Genomic DNA, 15,733 nt, shown 5'->3' with positions numbered 1-15,733 from the left:
TATTTGTCCATTTCCCGCCACAAACAAGTTGCTTGTTTGTCTTCGAAGACGCGGGAAATGGAAGAATATGCAGGCTTCGAAAGTGGTTCTGCGGAAGTGGTTAATGTGAAAACGGGTGTGGATTCAGTATCTAAGCAAGTAAAGGCGGGAGTTGCCTTGCCCGTCTTGCTTGGAGGAATCCTTCAGGCGTTCAAACGCCGTTATGTTGCCGGAAACGGCGCCTATATCTGTATTCATGCAAATACTGATCGACCGCCGCAAATGATCACTGGCAGCACGATGAAAAGTGCGGCTGGAAAGACGCAGTGTGTTCTAAAATCGCAGCCCGGCGTGAATTGGCTTTGCAGTATTGCGTAAGTATTCGCTATACGCCGGGAAGAGTGAGAGAAGTCCGTTGAAATGCTGAAATGTGACATCAACGTTTTTAAGCCGCTGTGTACGGGAATATTGCTTGCGACGCTTGCAATGCCCGCTGCGGCTTTTGATATCAATTCCGGCGTGACCAAGGAATCCGGCCCTTTCGACCTGTTCAAGTTCGGCTTCAAGTCCTACAAGAGCGGCAAGAAGGAAGACGCCGTCGAGGCCTATCGTTACGCGGCTGAAAAGGGCCATACCGGCTCGCGCTGGGCGCTTGCCAATATGTATGCCTTCGGCGATGGCGTGACCAAGAACGACTTTGAAGCCTTCAAGATTTACAGCGAAATTGCCAGCCAGGGCGTGGAGCCCGGCTCCGAGGATACTGGCTTCTTCGTCAACGCGCTTCTGTCGCTGGCTGACTATTATCGCCACGGTATTCCGGGCAGCCCGGTGAAGACCGATCTGTCGCAGGCCCGTCAGCTTTATTTCCAGGTTGCCTCCACCTTTGGCGTTGCTGAAGCTCAGTTTGAGCTGGCGCAGATGATTCTGGCAGGCGAGGGCGGTCGTGCCGATGCGCAGCAGGCCAAGAAGTGGCTGAACCAGGCCCGCAAGCATGGCCATGCCGGCGCCATGTCGATTTTCGGCAATCTTCTGTTTCAGGAAGGCCAGACCGTACGTGGGCTCGCTTTCATGACCGCTGCGCTGGACAAATGCTCCGCCGCCAATTGCAAGTGGATTCAGAACCTGCAGGAACAGGCTTTCTCCGTGGCAGCGGAAGATGACAGGCGCGTTGCCATATCGCTGGCGCAGAATATTTCAGCGGGCGACGCCGACTGATTGCTGACGTCAGTCAAGCTCCCGATCAAGCATTTCTATTCGTGATGTTTACAGCCACGCGGAGACGTGGCTGCTGAATACCGGGGCAAGGCCGGTATGACTGAAGAGCGGAGCTTGCCCTTAAGCTGCGGCTACGCGCTTCGATATGAGCCGTTCGATCAGCATCGCATCCAAATCATCGAAATTATCGATTGTCACGTCCGGTCCAAGATCGGACATCGGTACGTCCGTGTAACCGAATGTCACGCCTATGGAGGGCACGTTGGCGTTCTTGGCGGCAAGAATGTCGTTGCCGCTATCGCCCACCATCACGCTTTTGGCCGGGTCGCCGCCAGCCTTTTCAATGGTGCCAAGAATGTGGCGTCCGTCCGGCTTGCGCCACTCGAACGTATCTCCGCAGGTGATGGTGCTGAAACGGTTGCTGAGGCCAAGCTTTTCCAGAAGCAGAAGTCCCAGAATGGTCGTCTTGTTGGTGCAGACGGCCAGCGTGAAGCCCGCGCTCGACAATCTGTCCAGCGCTTGGGTTAGGCCCGGGTAAGGCAAGCTTTCACCCGGCATTTTCTCGATGTAGTGCGCAATGAAGCGTTCATAAAGCGGCTCCAGTTCGTCGTCGGCAAGCGGCTTGTTGCGCAGTGCAAATGCCCGCTTGATCATGACGCGTGCGCCCTGACCGACCAGGTGGGTGAGATCCGCGAAAGTTGTGGGCGCAAGGCCATCGGCTGCAATGGCGTAATTCAGGCTATCGATCAGGTCGGGTGCGGTATCGACCAAGGTGCCGTCGAGATCGAATATGACGAGGGGAGAAGTCAAGGAATGCCTCATGATGAACTGTCTATCTTCGGCAAGGCTAAGCAAAGGCGCAGGCATTTGCAACGAAACCTTTGAATCGTCGCCTGCTGCATTCCGAAAAGGGCTTTCGTTTGCTATTCGACCCGTGTAAACAGCACGCCAGCGTCAGGCCGCAAAAGCAGGTCCGAAGCGCGGATCGAGTGGATTAGACCCGGAGTTTGCAGCCGCATGGATGCCCGCCAAATGAAGATCAAGGCCGCAGAAGCGGCGTTGTCCCATGTCGAAGACGGAATGCGTCTTGGAATTGGTACCGGGTCCACGGCCGAAGAATTTGTCCGGCTTCTGGCGGAAAAGGTCTCGTCCGGCCTGAAGGTTCAGGGTGTTCCGACATCCGAGCGCACGGCACGTCTGTGTGTGGAACTGGGCGTTCCGCTTAAGTCTCTGGATGAACTGCCGGAACTGGATCTGACCATCGATGGTGCGGATGAAGTCGACCACGCCTTGCGGCTGGTCAAGGGCGGCGGCGGCGCGTTGCTACGCGAAAAAATCGTGGCCGCAGCCTCGTCTCGCGTCATTGTGATTGCCGACCAGACCAAGGTGGTGGACACGCTAGGTGCGTTTCCACTGCCCATCGAAATCAATATTTTCGGTCAGGTCGCAACCCGCATCGCTATCGAAAAACTGGCTTCAAAGCTTGGCCTTTCAGGCGAATTGAAGCTGCGTTCTTTGGAGGATGGCCCCTTCAAAACGGACGGTGGACACCTCATTCTCGACGCATCTTTTGGCCGTATTCCTGATGCAGAAGCACTGGCACGCGAGCTGAACACCATACCCGGTGTTGTCGAGCACGGACTTTTCATTAATCTGGCATCGCTTGCCATTATCGCCGGGCCGGATGGCGCCCGCGTAATGCAGGCGAAACTATAACAGGAGCGAGAGATTTCATGATCAAACTTGCGGGACTGGGCAAAGCTGCCGCTGCTTCGATCCTCATTTCCGGCGTCGTATTCGGTACTGCCGTGCGCGCGCAGGAAATTTCGCCGGAGCATGTTGCCGCTGCAAAGCAGGCAATCGCCGCTCTGGGCGTGACCGACCGTTTCGACGACATTCTGCCGGGTCTTGCAGAGCGCCTGAAGGCCGAGCTTATTCAGGCTTCGCCGAATGTTCAGGACGCGATCACTGAAACCGTGGATGCCAAGGCACTGCAACTTGCACCACGCCGTGCCGATCTGGAGCGCGAAGCTGCGCTGACTTACGCACGCGCTTTTTCGCTGGATGAGCTCAAGGCAATCTCGACCTTCTATAGCAGCGAAGCTGGCAAGAAGCTGTTGAAGGATGGCCCGATTGCCACGCGCGAACTGATGAAGGCTGCCGACATCTGGGCCGCTGGCATCAACCGCGATCTCAACACGTCGAGCATGACGGAACTGCAAAAGGTAGCCGGCGCTGATCTCCAGCCGCTGCCTGCAAACAGCGCCAACACCGGCGGTGCACCGGGCGCAACAGCGCCTGCTCCAGCGGCACCTGCTGCCAAGCCAAAGCCCTGATCCTTTTTGTCAGTGTCAGAATTTTTCAAAGCCCGGATAACAGTCCGGGCTTTTCATTTGTGCGCTGCACCACCTATATGAATGCCAAACGGGATGGCTTGCGGCCGTCTTTCCTATCAGAGGCTCTTCCATGACATCTTATGATTATGATCTTTTCGTTATCGGGGGCGGTTCCGGCGGCGTGCGTAGCGCCCGTGTGGCATCATCTCTCGGCAAGCGCGTCGGCATTGCGGAAGAATACCGTTACGGCGGGACCTGCGTCATAAGAGGCTGCGTGCCGAAGAAGCTGTTCGTCTATGCCTCGCAATATCAGGAGCATTTTGAAGATGCTGCCGGTTATGGCTGGACGGTTGGCGAAAGCACGTTCGACTGGAAAAAACTGATTGCCGCCAAGGACAAGGAAATCGAACGTCTCGAAGGCCTTTATCGCAAGGGACTGGAAAACGCGAAGGCAGATATTTTTGACAGCCGCGCCGAACTGGTCGATGCCCACACGGTGAAGCTGACGAAGACCGGCAAGACGGTCACGGCAGAACGCATCGTGATTGCAGTCGGCGGCACGCCTAACCCGCATGTTTCGCTGCCAGGCCACGAGCTGACGATTTCCTCCAACGAAGCTTTCCATCTGGAGGAACTGCCGAAAGCCATCCTGATCGCTGGCGGCGGTTACATCGCTGTGGAATTCGCCAACATCTTCCATGGTTTGGGTGTCGAAACAACGCTGATCTATCGCGGCAAGCAGATTCTGAATGGCTTCGATAACGATATGCGTGAGGGCCTGCATGCTGCGATGACTGAAAAGGGCATTCGCATCATCCTCGAAGATGTCATCCAGGAAGTCAGCAAGGACGGCGCAGGCGGTCTCATCGCGCGCACCAAACAGGGCCATTCGCTCAACGTCGGGCAGGTCATGCTGGCACTGGGCCGTGATCCGAATACGCAGGGGCTGGGTCTGGAAAATGCGGGTGTCGCGGTCAACGAAAAGGGCGCGATCATCGTGGATGAGTATTCGCGCACCAACGTGCCTGGCATCTTTGCGCTGGGCGACGTCACCGACCGGGTACAACTGACGCCTGTCGCTATCCATGAGGCCATGTGCTTCATCGAAACCGAGTTCAAGAACAACCCGACCAAGCCGGATCATCACCTGATCGCAACGGCAGTGTTTTCCCAACCGGAAATCGGCACCGTCGGTATTTCCGAGGAAGAGGCTGCGGCCAAATTCGAGGAGATCGAAGTCTACCGCGCCCAGTTCCGCCCCATGAAGGCAACGCTGTCCGGGCGCACGGAAAAGACCATTATGAAGCTCATCGTCAACGCCGCAGACCGAAAGGTCGTTGGCGCGCATATTCTCGGCCATGAGGCAGGGGAGATGGCACAGCTTCTGGGTATTACGCTGAAAGCCGGTTGCACCAAGGACGATTTCGACGCCACCATGGCTGTGCACCCAACTGCAGCGGAAGAACTGGTGACGATGTATTTGCCAAGCTACCGCATCAGGAACGGGCAGCGCGTGTAGTTGCGCTGCGACAAGAGAAGAAATTAAATCGTTTAGATTCTGTTTTCTTCGCTTTATCGGCACAAAAACGGCTGAAACGCATAGGCTTCATAAGGATTGGCTTTGCAAAGCCTGCACTTGAAGCTATAAGCCGCGCAACTTTCGAGATCGCTGCTCAGGACAGAGTTGGCGTGGAAACCAGGTGAAGAACATGGCACAGAATTGGACACCCGGTAGCTGGAGACACAAACCTATCCAGCAGGTTCCCGAATATCCTAGCGCGGCGGCAGTTGCGGCAACGGAAGCGACGCTTGCGACCTATCCGCCGCTGGTGTTTGCTGGTGAGGCGCGCCGTTTGAAGAAGCAGCTTGCCAGCGTTGCCGAAGGCGAAGCTTTTCTGCTTCAGGGCGGCGATTGCGCTGAGAGCTTTCTCGAGCATGGCGCCGACAATATTCGCGACTTCTTCCGTGCTTTCCTGCAGATGGCGGTCGTTCTGACCTATGGCGCGCAGCTTCCTGTCGTCAAGGTTGGCCGTATTGCTGGCCAGTTCGCTAAGCCACGCTCGTCCAACATCGAAACGGCTGATGGCATCAGCCTGCCGTCATATCGTGGTGACATCATCAACGGTATCGAGTTCAACGAAGCCTCGCGCATTCCGAACCCTGAGCGCCAGTTGGATGCATACCGCCAGTCGGCTGCCACGCTGAACCTGCTGCGCGCCTTTGCCATGGGTGGTTATGCCAATCTCGAAAACGTGCACCAGTGGATGCTCGGCTTCGTGAAGGACAGCCCGCAGGCAGACCGTTACCGCAAGCTGGCCAACCGCATTTCCGAGACCATGGACTTCATGAAGGCCATCGGTATCACGGCTGAAAACCAGCCGAGCCTTCGCGAGACCGATTTCTTCACCAGCCATGAAGCGTTGCTTTTGGGCTACGAAGAAGCGCTGACCCGCGTCGATTCCACCTCCGGTGACTGGTACGCAACGTCAGGCCATATGCTGTGGATCGGCGACCGTACGCGCCAGCTGGACCATGCCCATGTGGAATATTTCCGCGGCATCAAGAATCCGATTGGTTTGAAGTGCGGCCCATCCTTGCAGCCGGACAATCTGATTGAGCTGATCGATGCGCTTAACCCTTCCAACGAAGCTGGTCGCCTGACGCTGATCTGCCGCTTCGGCCACGACAAGGTTGCCGAGAGCCTGCCGAAGCTGATCCGCGCTGTTGAGAAGGAAGGCCGCAAGGTCGTCTGGTCCTGCGATCCGATGCACGGCAACACGATCACGCTCAACCACTACAAGACGCGTCCGTTCGAGCGTATTCTGTCGGAAGTCGAAAGCTTCTTCCAGATTCACCGCGCCGAAGGCACGCATCCGGGCGGCATTCACATCGAAATGACCGGCAAGGACGTGACCGAATGCACCGGCGGTGCACGCACGGTCACGGCGGATTCGCTGTCCGACCGCTACCACACGCACTGCGACCCACGCCTCAACGCCGATCAGGCACTGGAACTGGCTTTCCTCCTGTCCGAGCGCATGAAGAGCGGTCGCGACGAGAAGCGTCTGGCTGTCGTAAACGGCTGATTGGGTTTGAACGACAAGCAAAAGCCGCCGGAGCGATCCGGCGGCTTTTGTGTTTTTTGGTTTTTACTGCACCAGTGCCGGGTGCATGCAGCGTAAATCCGTGACCCGCACATCGGCCTCGCCAACCTTCACACCGAGCAAGGTAAGCGTGTTGTAGAGCAGGCCGTCGATTGGTACCGTTGCCACAGAGAGTGTTTCTGCCAACGCCGCCTGCACGAGTGTCGGTGTGCCGATGGTGAGGAAGAGGACGTTGATATCGACGTCCAGATTCTTCAGCAGCGACTTGATAAGCGAGGTCGAGATATCCTTGGTGGAGGCGGTCTTGACCGTGGCCTGGGTGATGTCGGCCTGCTGGAAAGTCAGTTTCGTTTTGGTCATGTTGGCCGCATCGACATGGGCCATGCCGTTGATTTTCAGGACCAGCGAATCCACGATGGCGGCCTTGGTGACACGCGGGTCTCTTCCGAAATTGTTGAATGCGGTCGTATCGACATTTCCGAGCGAGATTTCAGCGATGCCGGGAACGACATCCACATCCACCGCACCGGTGCCATTGGCGTTGCAGCGAATATCTGTCAATTTCGCTTCCGCATTCGCCACCTCGATATAGAGCGGCAGGTTGACCGATAGGCCAAGCAATGCTTTCAGCCCATCGACTTTCGTTTCGATGGATAGACGTGTCTGTGAGGTTCTGACGATGGTGCCGGGCGATCCGACGGCGAGTGATGGTGTCCCGACCGGCGGCTCGCCAATGGCCAGCGTGATCTTGGTGGAGGCAAGTCCCGGTACGGTGACACCGGCATCCACCGCAACCTGTTTGCCGCCATTTGCCGCCGTCGCCGCTGCAGTGATGAGATCGAAGATGCCCGCTTGAACATTGAGGTTTTCCGAGTTGCCAATCTGCTTGTCGAGAATGGGCTCCAGCGCCAGCACCTGTTCCAGCCGCAATTTGACGGTGGTCTTGTTGAGTGTCTTTTCCAGCGTCTTCAGCGCCGCCGTCACCACGGGTTTGGTGCCGGTGGCTTTGGTCAGTGCGGAAATGAATTTGCCATAGGTGATTTCAGTGTGCAGAACATCGCGATAGGTACCGGCGGTGATGTTGAGATCGGTGGCCAGCGCATCGATGATGGTCAGCGCATTCACGTCGGCGGCGACGAGCGCCTGATAGTCCATGAGGTTCAGGTTGATGGTGGTTCCCAACAATCCGCTCAACAGGCTGTTCAATAGGCCGCTGTTGAGGCTGGCGACGCGGGACCCGACAGAGAAGGCAGCAACCCGTTGCGCGGCTGCCGTTCCGACAGCACCCAGCGTGGGCGCTGTGGTGAACGTTCCGGCGAAATAGATGCGGCCTTTTTCGAGAATATTGACCTTCACCGCGTTGGTCGGCGTAGCATTTTCCACGAAACGCTGGCCGACTGCGACGCTGGCGTCAGGCACATAGCGGCCCTTGATGACTTCGGCGTAACCATCGCGATTGGAAAAAACGGTCGTGGCATCGAAAGGGATCGTGCCGGTGTCCGTCAGGATACCCGTAGCCGTCTTGACGCCAATGTTCTTGTTGTTGAGCTGGAAATACTGAAACACAGCCTGCTCCGCATTGGTAGCAGATGCGGCGGAGACGGCAGCGAGATCAGCCGTCTGCTGCAACTGCCGCTTTTGCAGCGTCAGCGAGCCATAATCTACGCCCAATGCCAGCACACCCATGATCATCGGTGCGGTAATGGCCGCCATGATGGCGATGTTGCCGGATCGGTCACGCGACAGGCGCCTTATCAATGAAACAGATGCCCGCATCTCAAATCCCCCCGATCCGTATCGTTGAAAAGCGCCTGATGGTCTTGTCCGGAAGCGCATAGGTGTAGAGGCTCCAGATGGGCAGTTCCGTCGCGTCATATTCCACGGTGACCGTGAACTGGTTGACATTGGCCGGGTCGCTGCCGACGCTGACATTCACATATTTCTTGTCGAGGAAAATGTAGTTCAGCGCGCTCTTGTCGATGAAGTCTTTCGCCAGACTCTGACGTTCTGTCGTGTTGATGCCGGCAACGGCGGTGCGGGCCGCATCGGCAGCCACCTGCTGCACGGCGTAAGCTGCCGTCAGATAGATGCCGTAGGCGATCATGGTCAAAAGAACGAGGATGAAAACCGGAGCGACGATTGCGAACTCGACCGCCGCTGAACCGGAACGATTGCGGATGATTTCTGCCACATGTTTCATGGCGCCCCCTGATCCGAATTATTATTTTCGAATAATCTAATTTAGATAAATTGATTTTTGATTAAGGGGGAAAATTCGCGGTTGTGCCGTTTTTGGGCACTGATTGTCGGCGGTTTATTAAGGGCGCGGACTACAGCCGTAGGAGGCGAGACGGTAAGGATTTGGGCCTTCCCTCAGTCATGACCAAAGCGCAGGAATGAGGGAAGGCGAGGGTGGCTCTATGAGCAGGTCGCCTTGCCGCATGTGCGCATGTTGGCAATCTTTTCCTTCAACGGAACTGCGCCGACCGCACCGAATATGGCTTCGTTGCCGATGACGTAGGAGGGCGTACCTGTGATACCGAGGTTGGTGGCGAGGGTGTAGGCTTCCTTCACCTGGGCGTCGTTGGGGTTTGCTGCCATGGATTTGCGGATGTCGGCTTCCTTGATGCCGAGTGATTCTGCGACTTCGATGGCGCTGGCCTCATTGGCGCGTCCGTTGCTGCCCAGAAGGGTGCGCTGGAATTCCGGGTATTTCTCAGGCGCGATGAGTTTTACGGCATTGGAAACCTTGTGAGCTTCCATGGATTCCGGTCCGAGGATCGGGAATTCCTTGAGGACGAAACGAACCTTCTTGTCGGTCTTTAGAATGGTGTCGACATCGCTCATGGCGCGCTTGCAGTAACCGCAATTGTAATCGAAGAACTCCACCAGCGTCACGTCGCCATCGGGATTGCCGAGCGACAGGTCATATTTGGACTGGAAAATCGTCTTCTGATTGTCCGCTACGGCTTCCGCTGCCTTGGCATTTCGTGTTTCATACTGCTTGCGTTCAAGCGCTTCCTGAACCTCCAGCATGATTTCCGGGTTCTCGATCAGGTATTCCTTGATGAAAGCGCCGAACTCTTTTTTCTGCTGGTCATCCAGCGCGTGAGCGGGCAGCGACACGAAAAGCGTCGAAAGGGCCGTCAGGCTGGCAAGAGCCGTGGATTTGATCGAAAGTGCCATGTCGGTCCTCATAGATTCGTTGTGCGTGATGATTCTGTTATCTCACGCAATTACCGTAATTTAATTTAATTGCCATATCGCAAAGTAATCTGTCCGTTGCGATCTCGTCATTGTGAAGACAGCAATAATACGGCAAATCTCCGACAGTTTTCCAAGAAAGAACATGCTTTTGATAACCTTGTCCAAGCGAAGCGCGGTTGAGCCATTTCATGCCATGGATATTCTGGCAGAAGCGAACCGCCGCAGACAGGCGGGGCGTCCCGTTATCTCCATGGCGGTGGGCCAGCCTTCGCATGCTGCGCCAAAGGCATCGCTGGAGGCTGCCGAACTTGCGCTGAAACATGGCCGCATTGGTTATACGGACGCGCTTGGGCTTCGGGAACTGCGTGAGGCCATCGCCACAAGCTATCGGTTGCGCCATGGTACGATTGTCGATCCGGCCCGAATTGCCGTGACGACGGGTTCTTCTGCTGCGTTCAACCTGGCCTTCCTCGCGCTCTTCGATGTGGGTGACGCGGTTGCCATTGCTCGTCCCGGATATCCGGCCTACCGCAATATCTTGAAAGCACTCGGTCTCAATGTCGTGGAAGTGCCCGTCACCGCCGAAACCGGTTACACGCTGACGCCGGCAAGTCTGGAGCGGGCGGAAACCAAGGCCGGCTGCAAGCTGAAGGGCGTGCTCCTGGCAAGCCCTGCCAACCCGACTGGGACAGTCACGGGGCGTGAAGCCCTGAAGCGTCTAGTGAGCTATTGCGACAGCCGCGACATCGCTTTCATCTCCGATGAGATTTACCATGGCCTGACCTTCGTGGGAGATGAGACGAGCGCTGTCGAGATCAGCGAAAACGCCATCGTCATCAATTCCTTCTCTAAGTATTATTGCATGACCGGCTGGCGCATCGGCTGGATGGTGCTGCCGGAAAAGCTGATCCGTCCCATCGAATGTCTTGCGCAGAGCATGTATATTTCCGCACCGGAGCTTTCCCAGCTTGCCGCAACGGCGGCCTTTTCCGCGGAAGAAGAGCTCGACGTTTACAAGGAGAGCTACCGCACCAACCGCGATTTCCTGACCACACGTCTGCCGGAACTGGGCCTGCCGCTGGCGTCGCCTATGGATGGCGCGTTCTACGCCTATGTCGATACCAGCCGTTATTCCAATGACAGTATGGATTTTGCCAAGCGCATGCTGGCGGAAATCGATGTCGCGGCGACACCGGGTATGGACTTCGATCCGCTGGAAGGGCATCGCGCCTTGCGGTTCTCCTATGCGGGATCGGTCTCGGATATTGCCGAAGCCGTAGGGCGTATCGAGGGTTGGCTAAAGTAAGGGCGCAGCCTTGCAGGATTTCTGCACTCTCTATCAATGATTTTGGTTCGAGTTTGCCGGTGAAGCCGGATAAGCTCGCAGCAAATTTCAAGGGAGAACAAAAATGTCGGCAGAAAAAGTAGCGGTGGTCACAGCGGGCGGCAGCGGCATGGGCGCTGCGGTCGCAAAGCGGTTGGCTGCCGATGGATATAAGGTCGCGATCCTCTCTTCATCCGGCAAGGGTGAGGCTTTGGCGCAGGAGCTTGGCGGCATTGGCGTGACGGGATCCAACCAGTCCAACGACGATCTTCAAAGGCTTGCCGATCTGACGCTGCAGAAATTCGGCCGCATCGATGTGCTGGTCAACAGCGCCGGTCACGGGCCACGCGCACCGATTCTCGATATTACGGATGAGCAGTGGCACACCGGGCTCGATGTCTATCTGCTCAACGTCATTCGCCCGACGCGTATTATCGCGCCGACCATGGTGTCGCAGAAGTCCGGTGCCATCATCAATATTTCCACGGCATGGGCTTTTGAACCGAGCGACATGTTTCCCACATCCGCCGTGTTCCGGTCCGGTCTTGCTGCCTACACCAAAATCTTCTCTGACACATACGCGCCTGATAATGTGCGCATGAACAATGTTCTGCCCGGATGGATCGATAGCTTGCCCGCGACGGAACAGCGGCGCGAGATGGTGCCGATGCAGCGTTACGGCAAAAGCGAAGAGATTGCCGCGACCGTTGCCTTTCTGGCGTCCGAAGGGGCAGGTTATATTACCGGCCAGAACCTGCGTGTTGATGGCGGGCTAACTCGTTCTGTGTAAACGCTATTACCCCTAATCTATCGCTCCGGTTGCTCCAGCCACCCTGCATAAACACCTAGAGAAGGCCTGTTTCCACAGGTCTTCAAGGAACAAGCACCCCATAGGGACGTTGTTCAATCCAAGGGTAAAGAGTTCACATGAACTCGACGCTCGGATGTAGAAGCAGGTAACGGAACAATGGGACAGAGAAATCCATTCGCCAGACAGGTGGTGTTGGTTGTCGAAGACGACCCGCTTCTGCGTATGATGGCGGTAGACATGGTGGAGGATGCGGGTTTCGATGCGATAGAAGCATCGGGTGCCGATGAAGCCGTGGAAATTCTCGAGAGCCGTTCCGATGTCGAAGTTCTGTTTACCGATGTCGATATGCCTGGCAGCATGAACGGCGTTGCGCTGGCCAACTGGGCGCGCGCAACGGACATACCGCTTGGTATCGTTCTGACGTCAGGTCACCACAGACCGGAAGATGAAGACTTGCCCGTCCGCAGCGTGTTCTTTTCCAAGCCGTATGATTTTCAGAAGGTTGTCGATACGCTAAGACGCATGACGGCGTGACCGCTATTTCCGTTATTTATCGCTAATGAACGTTTGTGAATAAGTAACCACAGTTTAAATGCGGTTTTTGTAATTAATTATTCTGAAAACAGCCTGACTTATAGTGATTCCCAAAGCGTTATGTGTTTTGGGGGCACTATGAATTTTCTGGGTATTACGGGCATGCAGTATTCTGGCGTGCCATTTCATGACACAAGAATATTGCTGGCCGAGGACTCCAATGTCTTCACCCAGATGATTGGCGCACGTCTCAAGGAGTTGTTGGGTCTGACTGTAGAAGTCTGCCGTAACTTCGAGGAATTGCAGGAATGCTACGAGCATTCTACTGAGCAGGTAACGCTCGCAATTTCCAATATCAATCTGCCGGGCGCAGAAAATGGCGAGGCGCTGGAATATCTCATCGATCTTTCCATCCCGACCATCGTCTTCACCAGTACCTTCCATGAAGACACGCGTGAAAAGCTGATCACCAAGGAAGTTGTCGATTATATTCTGAAGGACAATGTCTTTGCCGTGGATATGCTGACGGAATCGGTCTGCCGCTTCCTCACCAACCATCGCCACCATGTGCTGATCGTCGATGATAGCCCAACGGCGCGCGCTCTTCTGTCTAGCCGCCTGAAGCGTTACAATTTCCGCGTCAGCCTGGCGGAAAGCGGTGCCAAGGCGCTGGAGCTGTTGAAGAACAATAAGGATATCGGCCTTGTCGTCACAGACTATAACATGCCTGATATCGATGGTTTCGAACTGACGCGCCGCATTCGCACGATGCGCGGCTCGCACGAACTTCGCATCATCGGCGTGTCGTCCTCCACCAACCGGCTGCTGTCCGCGCGCTTCCTGAAGGCTGGCGGCAACGACTTCATGCTGCGCCCCTTCATCGAAGAAGAGTTTTACTGCCGCGTAAACCAGAATCTGGACACGCTGGTCCAAATTCAGGCAGCAAAGTCTCTCGGCAAGAAGGCCGCCTGAAGTATCAGGGCAGGGCGGCTTCCGCCTCCTGCTCGATCGGGCGACCAAGAGCCAGTTTTTTGGCAAGTTCCGGACCAAGCTTTTTGACGTAGGCTTGGTCTGGAGATGTGCCAAGCGCATCCAGCGTTTTGGAAAAGAAACAGCGGGCAGCGGCGGCAGCGACGATATCGAATATTTCCGCATCGGTCAGAGCATGCGTCTTCAAGGCGTCTATATCTGCCTGCGTAACCGATGTTGCATCCTGCACGACCTTGGAAGCAAAGATCATGATGGCGCGCTCCTGTTCATCCAGCGGGGCGTCTTCTGCGTTGGAGACGATGGCGGTCAGTTCCTCACCGGAAACACCTTCACGGGCCAGCACGGCACTGTGGGCCAGCATGCAATAAGATGATCGCAATTCCCGCGCTGCCGCCAGCGTTACCAACTCATAGCGGCGTGGCTCGATATTGCCGCGCAGGCTGACCAGCAATGCACTCCAGCTTTCCATCACCTCAGGCCGGTGGCCGAAAGCGCGGTACATGTTCGGCAGGTATCCGTAAGTATCCTCCGCATTGCGATACATTTCTGCGGTTTTACGGCTGGTTTTCGGCTCTGGCGGGTCGATGAACATGATACGTCTCCTGCATTTCACTGTTTCTAAAATGCGTGAGCGAGAAATTCGATCAGTTCAGAGATGCGCTTTTTTCCTAAAGCTGCGATTCCAGCGGCAGCAGCCCCATAAGGCTGACCAAAGCGCGGCGGCTGAAACTGGCATAGGGCTCGTGCCGGTAGTTACGAGGCTCACCGCGAACCAGCCCAGTCCACGTCAGATTTCTGCGTTCATTGAGCGTCAGTTCGAAGCTCATCTCGCGGCTCGTCTCATCCTTGAAAATTTCATCCATCTCATCCACCAGTCCAGCGGATGAAAACAGCACGCCCATCTCGGTGTTGAGCGACATGGACCGTGGATCGAAATTGAGCGAGCCGATAAAACCGATCTCTCCATCGCGCGTAAACGCCTTAGTGTGAAGGCTGGCCTGGCCTGAACCGCGCAAGGAGAAGGATTTGTGATGATCGGCCAGCGAGCGCAGTTCGTGGATTTTGATGCCGTTGATCAGAAGTGGCCGGCGATATCGCGAATATCCCGCATGCACGGCGGCGACATCGGTCGCGGCCAGTGAGTTGGTAAGAACGCTGACTTTGACACCTTCGGCGGAGAGGCGTGACAATGTTTCCACGCCTTTCAGGCCGGGAATGAAATAGGGCGAGGTGATGCTCAGCTTTTTCTCGGTCTCTTCCATCACCGGCAGCAGCGTTTCCATCAGGAAGTTGTGGCCGCTGCGGCGTTTTCCGGCAGCTTTCTCCGGCGGGTCGGCAACCACCTGCGCACTTTCCACCCAGTGCAGATTGTCGGACATCAGGAAATTGCCGGAATGGTGCTGGCTTTCCACTTGCGCCAGATAAGGCCGCGCGGCATTGCCGGAGGCCAGAACATCCATGCGGCGACGCAGCTTGGCGAGCTTGCTGGGGCGCCGCGCCAAAAGCGAGCGCACAGGAACGGCGACCGCACTGTTCCAGTAATCGTCGAAGATTTCTTCTGCTTGCGCGATGCAATCGCCATGAGCGATCACATCGAAATCGCGGAAATTCGCCTGTTCCGCTGCATCGAAATAGGCGTCACCAATATTGCGCCCGCCAACGATCAACACCCGGCCGTCAGCAATCCAGGCCTTGTTGTGCATACGACGATTGACGCTGCGAAACCGCAACAGCAGTTCCAGCCCGCGCCGGAAGACGTTCTCCCGAGCCTTGGTGGGGTTGAACAGTCGCAATTCGATGTTGGGGTGGCTGTCGATGGCGTGGAAGGCGCGATCCGAAATGGACACGCCGAGATCGTCCAGCAGAAGACGGACGCGCACGCCACGGTCTGCCGCGGCGATGACTTCGCGCATCATCAATTGCCCGGTCAGATCGGCATTCCACATGTAATACATGAGATCAAGGCTGCGCCCGGCGGCGCGGGCGGCTTCTACCCGCGCTGCAAACGCACCGAGATTGGACTGGATAAGAGACAGTGCATTACGTTCTGCATGGGCGTTCTGGAGATCGGTCCAGTGACGGTCGAGCGGTGTTGCGTCCGGCTCCTTCCGCAAAGCTGCGGAGGCGATTTTGATGATGATTTTGTCACGATGGCGAGAAGCGAGGGCGATACCCGCGACAAGGACGACCACGATTGAGATGGCGAAGGCTACAATGGCAGTCACAATTATGG

The 15,733-nt window shown here is 56.2% G+C and carries 16 protein-coding genes; 10 read left to right on the top strand and 6 right to left on the bottom strand.

Annotation, left to right across the window (positions count from 1 at the left end; translation table 11 throughout):
- The first annotated feature begins 57 nt into the window (after positions 1-57).
- Together ABUK73_RS02050 and exoR are read left to right on the top strand one after the other, a co-directional pair.
- On the top strand, positions 58-357 hold the full coding sequence (locus tag ABUK73_RS02050) for a hypothetical protein (protein WP_353575812.1): 300 nt from the start codon (positions 58-60) through the stop codon (positions 355-357).
- A gap of 42 nt (positions 358-399) precedes the next feature.
- Positions 400-1,194 (top strand): exopolysaccharide production regulator ExoR, encoded by a 795-nt coding sequence (exoR, locus tag ABUK73_RS02045; protein ID WP_353575811.1) that lies wholly within the window; start codon positions 400-402, stop codon positions 1,192-1,194.
- Positions 1,195-1,314: 120 nt separating this feature from the next.
- Here exoR and ABUK73_RS02040 read toward each other — a convergent pair whose 3' ends face one another.
- Entirely contained in the window at positions 1,315-2,016 is a 702-nt protein-coding gene (locus ABUK73_RS02040; protein WP_454892308.1) for an HAD family hydrolase, read from the bottom strand.
- A 195-nt stretch (positions 2,017-2,211) separates the two neighbouring features.
- Between ABUK73_RS02040 and rpiA the strand changes: the two genes are divergently transcribed.
- The 4 genes from rpiA to ABUK73_RS02020 all read left to right on the top strand — a co-directional run bounded on the left by rpiA (position 2,212) and on the right by ABUK73_RS02020 (position 6,616).
- A complete protein-coding gene (gene rpiA, locus ABUK73_RS02035; RefSeq protein ID WP_113088131.1) occupies positions 2,212-2,910 on the top strand; it encodes a ribose-5-phosphate isomerase RpiA in 699 nt (232 codons plus the stop codon).
- Positions 2,911-2,927: 17 nt separating this feature from the next.
- Positions 2,928-3,530, top strand: coding sequence for a DUF2059 domain-containing protein (locus ABUK73_RS02030; RefSeq protein WP_353575809.1), 603 nt, complete (start codon positions 2,928-2,930; stop codon positions 3,528-3,530).
- A 130-nt stretch (positions 3,531-3,660) separates the two neighbouring features.
- A complete protein-coding gene (gor, locus tag ABUK73_RS02025; protein WP_353575808.1) occupies positions 3,661-5,049 on the top strand; it encodes a glutathione-disulfide reductase in 1,389 nt (462 codons plus the stop codon).
- A gap of 190 nt (positions 5,050-5,239) precedes the next feature.
- Positions 5,240-6,616, top strand: coding sequence for a class II 3-deoxy-7-phosphoheptulonate synthase (locus ABUK73_RS02020; RefSeq protein ID WP_113088136.1), 1,377 nt, complete (start codon positions 5,240-5,242; stop codon positions 6,614-6,616).
- Positions 6,617-6,679: 63 nt separating this feature from the next.
- Here ABUK73_RS02020 and ABUK73_RS02015 read toward each other — a convergent pair whose 3' ends face one another.
- The 3 genes from ABUK73_RS02015 to ABUK73_RS02005 all read right to left on the bottom strand — a co-directional run bounded on the left by ABUK73_RS02015 (position 6,680) and on the right by ABUK73_RS02005 (position 9,820).
- Complete coding sequence (locus ABUK73_RS02015) at positions 6,680-8,410, bottom strand: pilus assembly protein TadG-related protein (protein WP_353575807.1); 1,731 nt, start codon at positions 8,408-8,410, stop codon at positions 6,680-6,682.
- A 1-nt stretch (position 8,411) separates the two neighbouring features.
- Positions 8,412-8,834, bottom strand: a complete 423-nt coding sequence (locus tag ABUK73_RS02010) for a TadE family protein (protein WP_113088138.1) — start codon at positions 8,832-8,834, stop codon at positions 8,412-8,414.
- Between the two features lie 218 nt (positions 8,835-9,052).
- Positions 9,053-9,820: a DsbA family protein gene (locus tag ABUK73_RS02005; protein ID WP_353575806.1), complete on the bottom strand. Its 768-nt coding sequence runs from the start codon at positions 9,818-9,820 to the stop codon at positions 9,053-9,055.
- A 169-nt stretch (positions 9,821-9,989) separates the two neighbouring features.
- Between ABUK73_RS02005 and ABUK73_RS02000 the strand changes: the two genes are divergently transcribed.
- The 4 genes from ABUK73_RS02000 to ABUK73_RS01985 all read left to right on the top strand — a co-directional run bounded on the left by ABUK73_RS02000 (position 9,990) and on the right by ABUK73_RS01985 (position 13,482).
- Positions 9,990-11,147 carry a pyridoxal phosphate-dependent aminotransferase gene (locus ABUK73_RS02000; RefSeq protein ID WP_353576003.1) on the top strand — a complete coding sequence of 386 codons (1,158 nt, stop codon included), beginning with the start codon at positions 9,990-9,992 and terminating at the stop codon, positions 11,145-11,147.
- A gap of 103 nt (positions 11,148-11,250) precedes the next feature.
- On the top strand, positions 11,251-11,955 hold the full coding sequence (locus tag ABUK73_RS01995) for an SDR family oxidoreductase (RefSeq protein ID WP_353575805.1): 705 nt from the start codon (positions 11,251-11,253) through the stop codon (positions 11,953-11,955).
- Positions 11,956-12,132: 177 nt separating this feature from the next.
- Positions 12,133-12,510 (top strand): response regulator, encoded by a 378-nt coding sequence (locus ABUK73_RS01990; RefSeq protein ID WP_353575804.1) that lies wholly within the window; start codon positions 12,133-12,135, stop codon positions 12,508-12,510.
- Positions 12,511-12,648: 138 nt separating this feature from the next.
- Positions 12,649-13,482, top strand: a complete 834-nt coding sequence (locus ABUK73_RS01985) for a response regulator (protein WP_353575803.1) — start codon at positions 12,649-12,651, stop codon at positions 13,480-13,482.
- Positions 13,483-13,486: 4 nt separating this feature from the next.
- Here the strand turns inward: ABUK73_RS01985 and ABUK73_RS01980 are convergent, their stop codons facing one another.
- Both ABUK73_RS01980 and ABUK73_RS01975 read right to left on the bottom strand, forming a co-directional pair.
- A complete protein-coding gene (locus tag ABUK73_RS01980) occupies positions 13,487-14,095 on the bottom strand; it encodes a carboxymuconolactone decarboxylase family protein (protein ID WP_454892319.1) in 609 nt (202 codons plus the stop codon).
- A gap of 73 nt (positions 14,096-14,168) precedes the next feature.
- Positions 14,169-15,725 carry a phospholipase D family protein gene (locus tag ABUK73_RS01975; RefSeq protein ID WP_353575801.1) on the bottom strand — a complete coding sequence of 519 codons (1,557 nt, stop codon included), beginning with the start codon at positions 15,723-15,725 and terminating at the stop codon, positions 14,169-14,171.
- Between the last annotated feature and the right edge of the window lie 8 nt (positions 15,726-15,733).

The sequence above is a fragment of the Agrobacterium vacciniicorymbosi genome (assembly GCF_040427045.1).
Taxonomy (GTDB): domain Bacteria; phylum Pseudomonadota; class Alphaproteobacteria; order Rhizobiales; family Rhizobiaceae; genus Agrobacterium.
The sequence above is the reverse complement of the archived record's forward strand: the minus strand, read 5'-3'. Positions and strand labels throughout refer to the sequence as shown.

Bases quoted from the DNA above. Each gene is read 5' to 3' on its own strand.
- gor (WP_353575808.1), top strand. From the start codon at position 3,661: ATGACATCTTATGATTATGATCTTTTCGTTATCGGGGGCGGTTCCGGC.
- exoR (WP_353575811.1), top strand. From the start codon at position 400: ATGCTGAAATGTGACATCAACGTTTTTAAGCCGCTGTGTACGGGAATA.
- ABUK73_RS02040 (WP_454892308.1), bottom strand. From the start codon at position 2,016: ATGAGGCATTCCTTGACTTCTCCCCTCGTCATATTCGATCTCGACGGC.
- ABUK73_RS02030 (WP_353575809.1), top strand. From the start codon at position 2,928: ATGATCAAACTTGCGGGACTGGGCAAAGCTGCCGCTGCTTCGATCCTC.
- ABUK73_RS02010 (WP_113088138.1), bottom strand. From the start codon at position 8,834: ATGAAACATGTGGCAGAAATCATCCGCAATCGTTCCGGTTCAGCGGCG.
- ABUK73_RS02005 (WP_353575806.1), bottom strand. From the start codon at position 9,820: ATGGCACTTTCGATCAAATCCACGGCTCTTGCCAGCCTGACGGCCCTT.
- ABUK73_RS02050 (WP_353575812.1), top strand. From the start codon at position 58: ATGGAAGAATATGCAGGCTTCGAAAGTGGTTCTGCGGAAGTGGTTAAT.
- ABUK73_RS02020 (WP_113088136.1), top strand. From the start codon at position 5,240: ATGGCACAGAATTGGACACCCGGTAGCTGGAGACACAAACCTATCCAG.
- ABUK73_RS01985 (WP_353575803.1), top strand. From the start codon at position 12,649: ATGAATTTTCTGGGTATTACGGGCATGCAGTATTCTGGCGTGCCATTT.
- rpiA (WP_113088131.1), top strand. From the start codon at position 2,212: ATGGATGCCCGCCAAATGAAGATCAAGGCCGCAGAAGCGGCGTTGTCC.
- ABUK73_RS01990 (WP_353575804.1), top strand. From the start codon at position 12,133: ATGGGACAGAGAAATCCATTCGCCAGACAGGTGGTGTTGGTTGTCGAA.
- ABUK73_RS02015 (WP_353575807.1), bottom strand. From the start codon at position 8,410: ATGCGGGCATCTGTTTCATTGATAAGGCGCCTGTCGCGTGACCGATCC.
- ABUK73_RS01995 (WP_353575805.1), top strand. From the start codon at position 11,251: ATGTCGGCAGAAAAAGTAGCGGTGGTCACAGCGGGCGGCAGCGGCATG.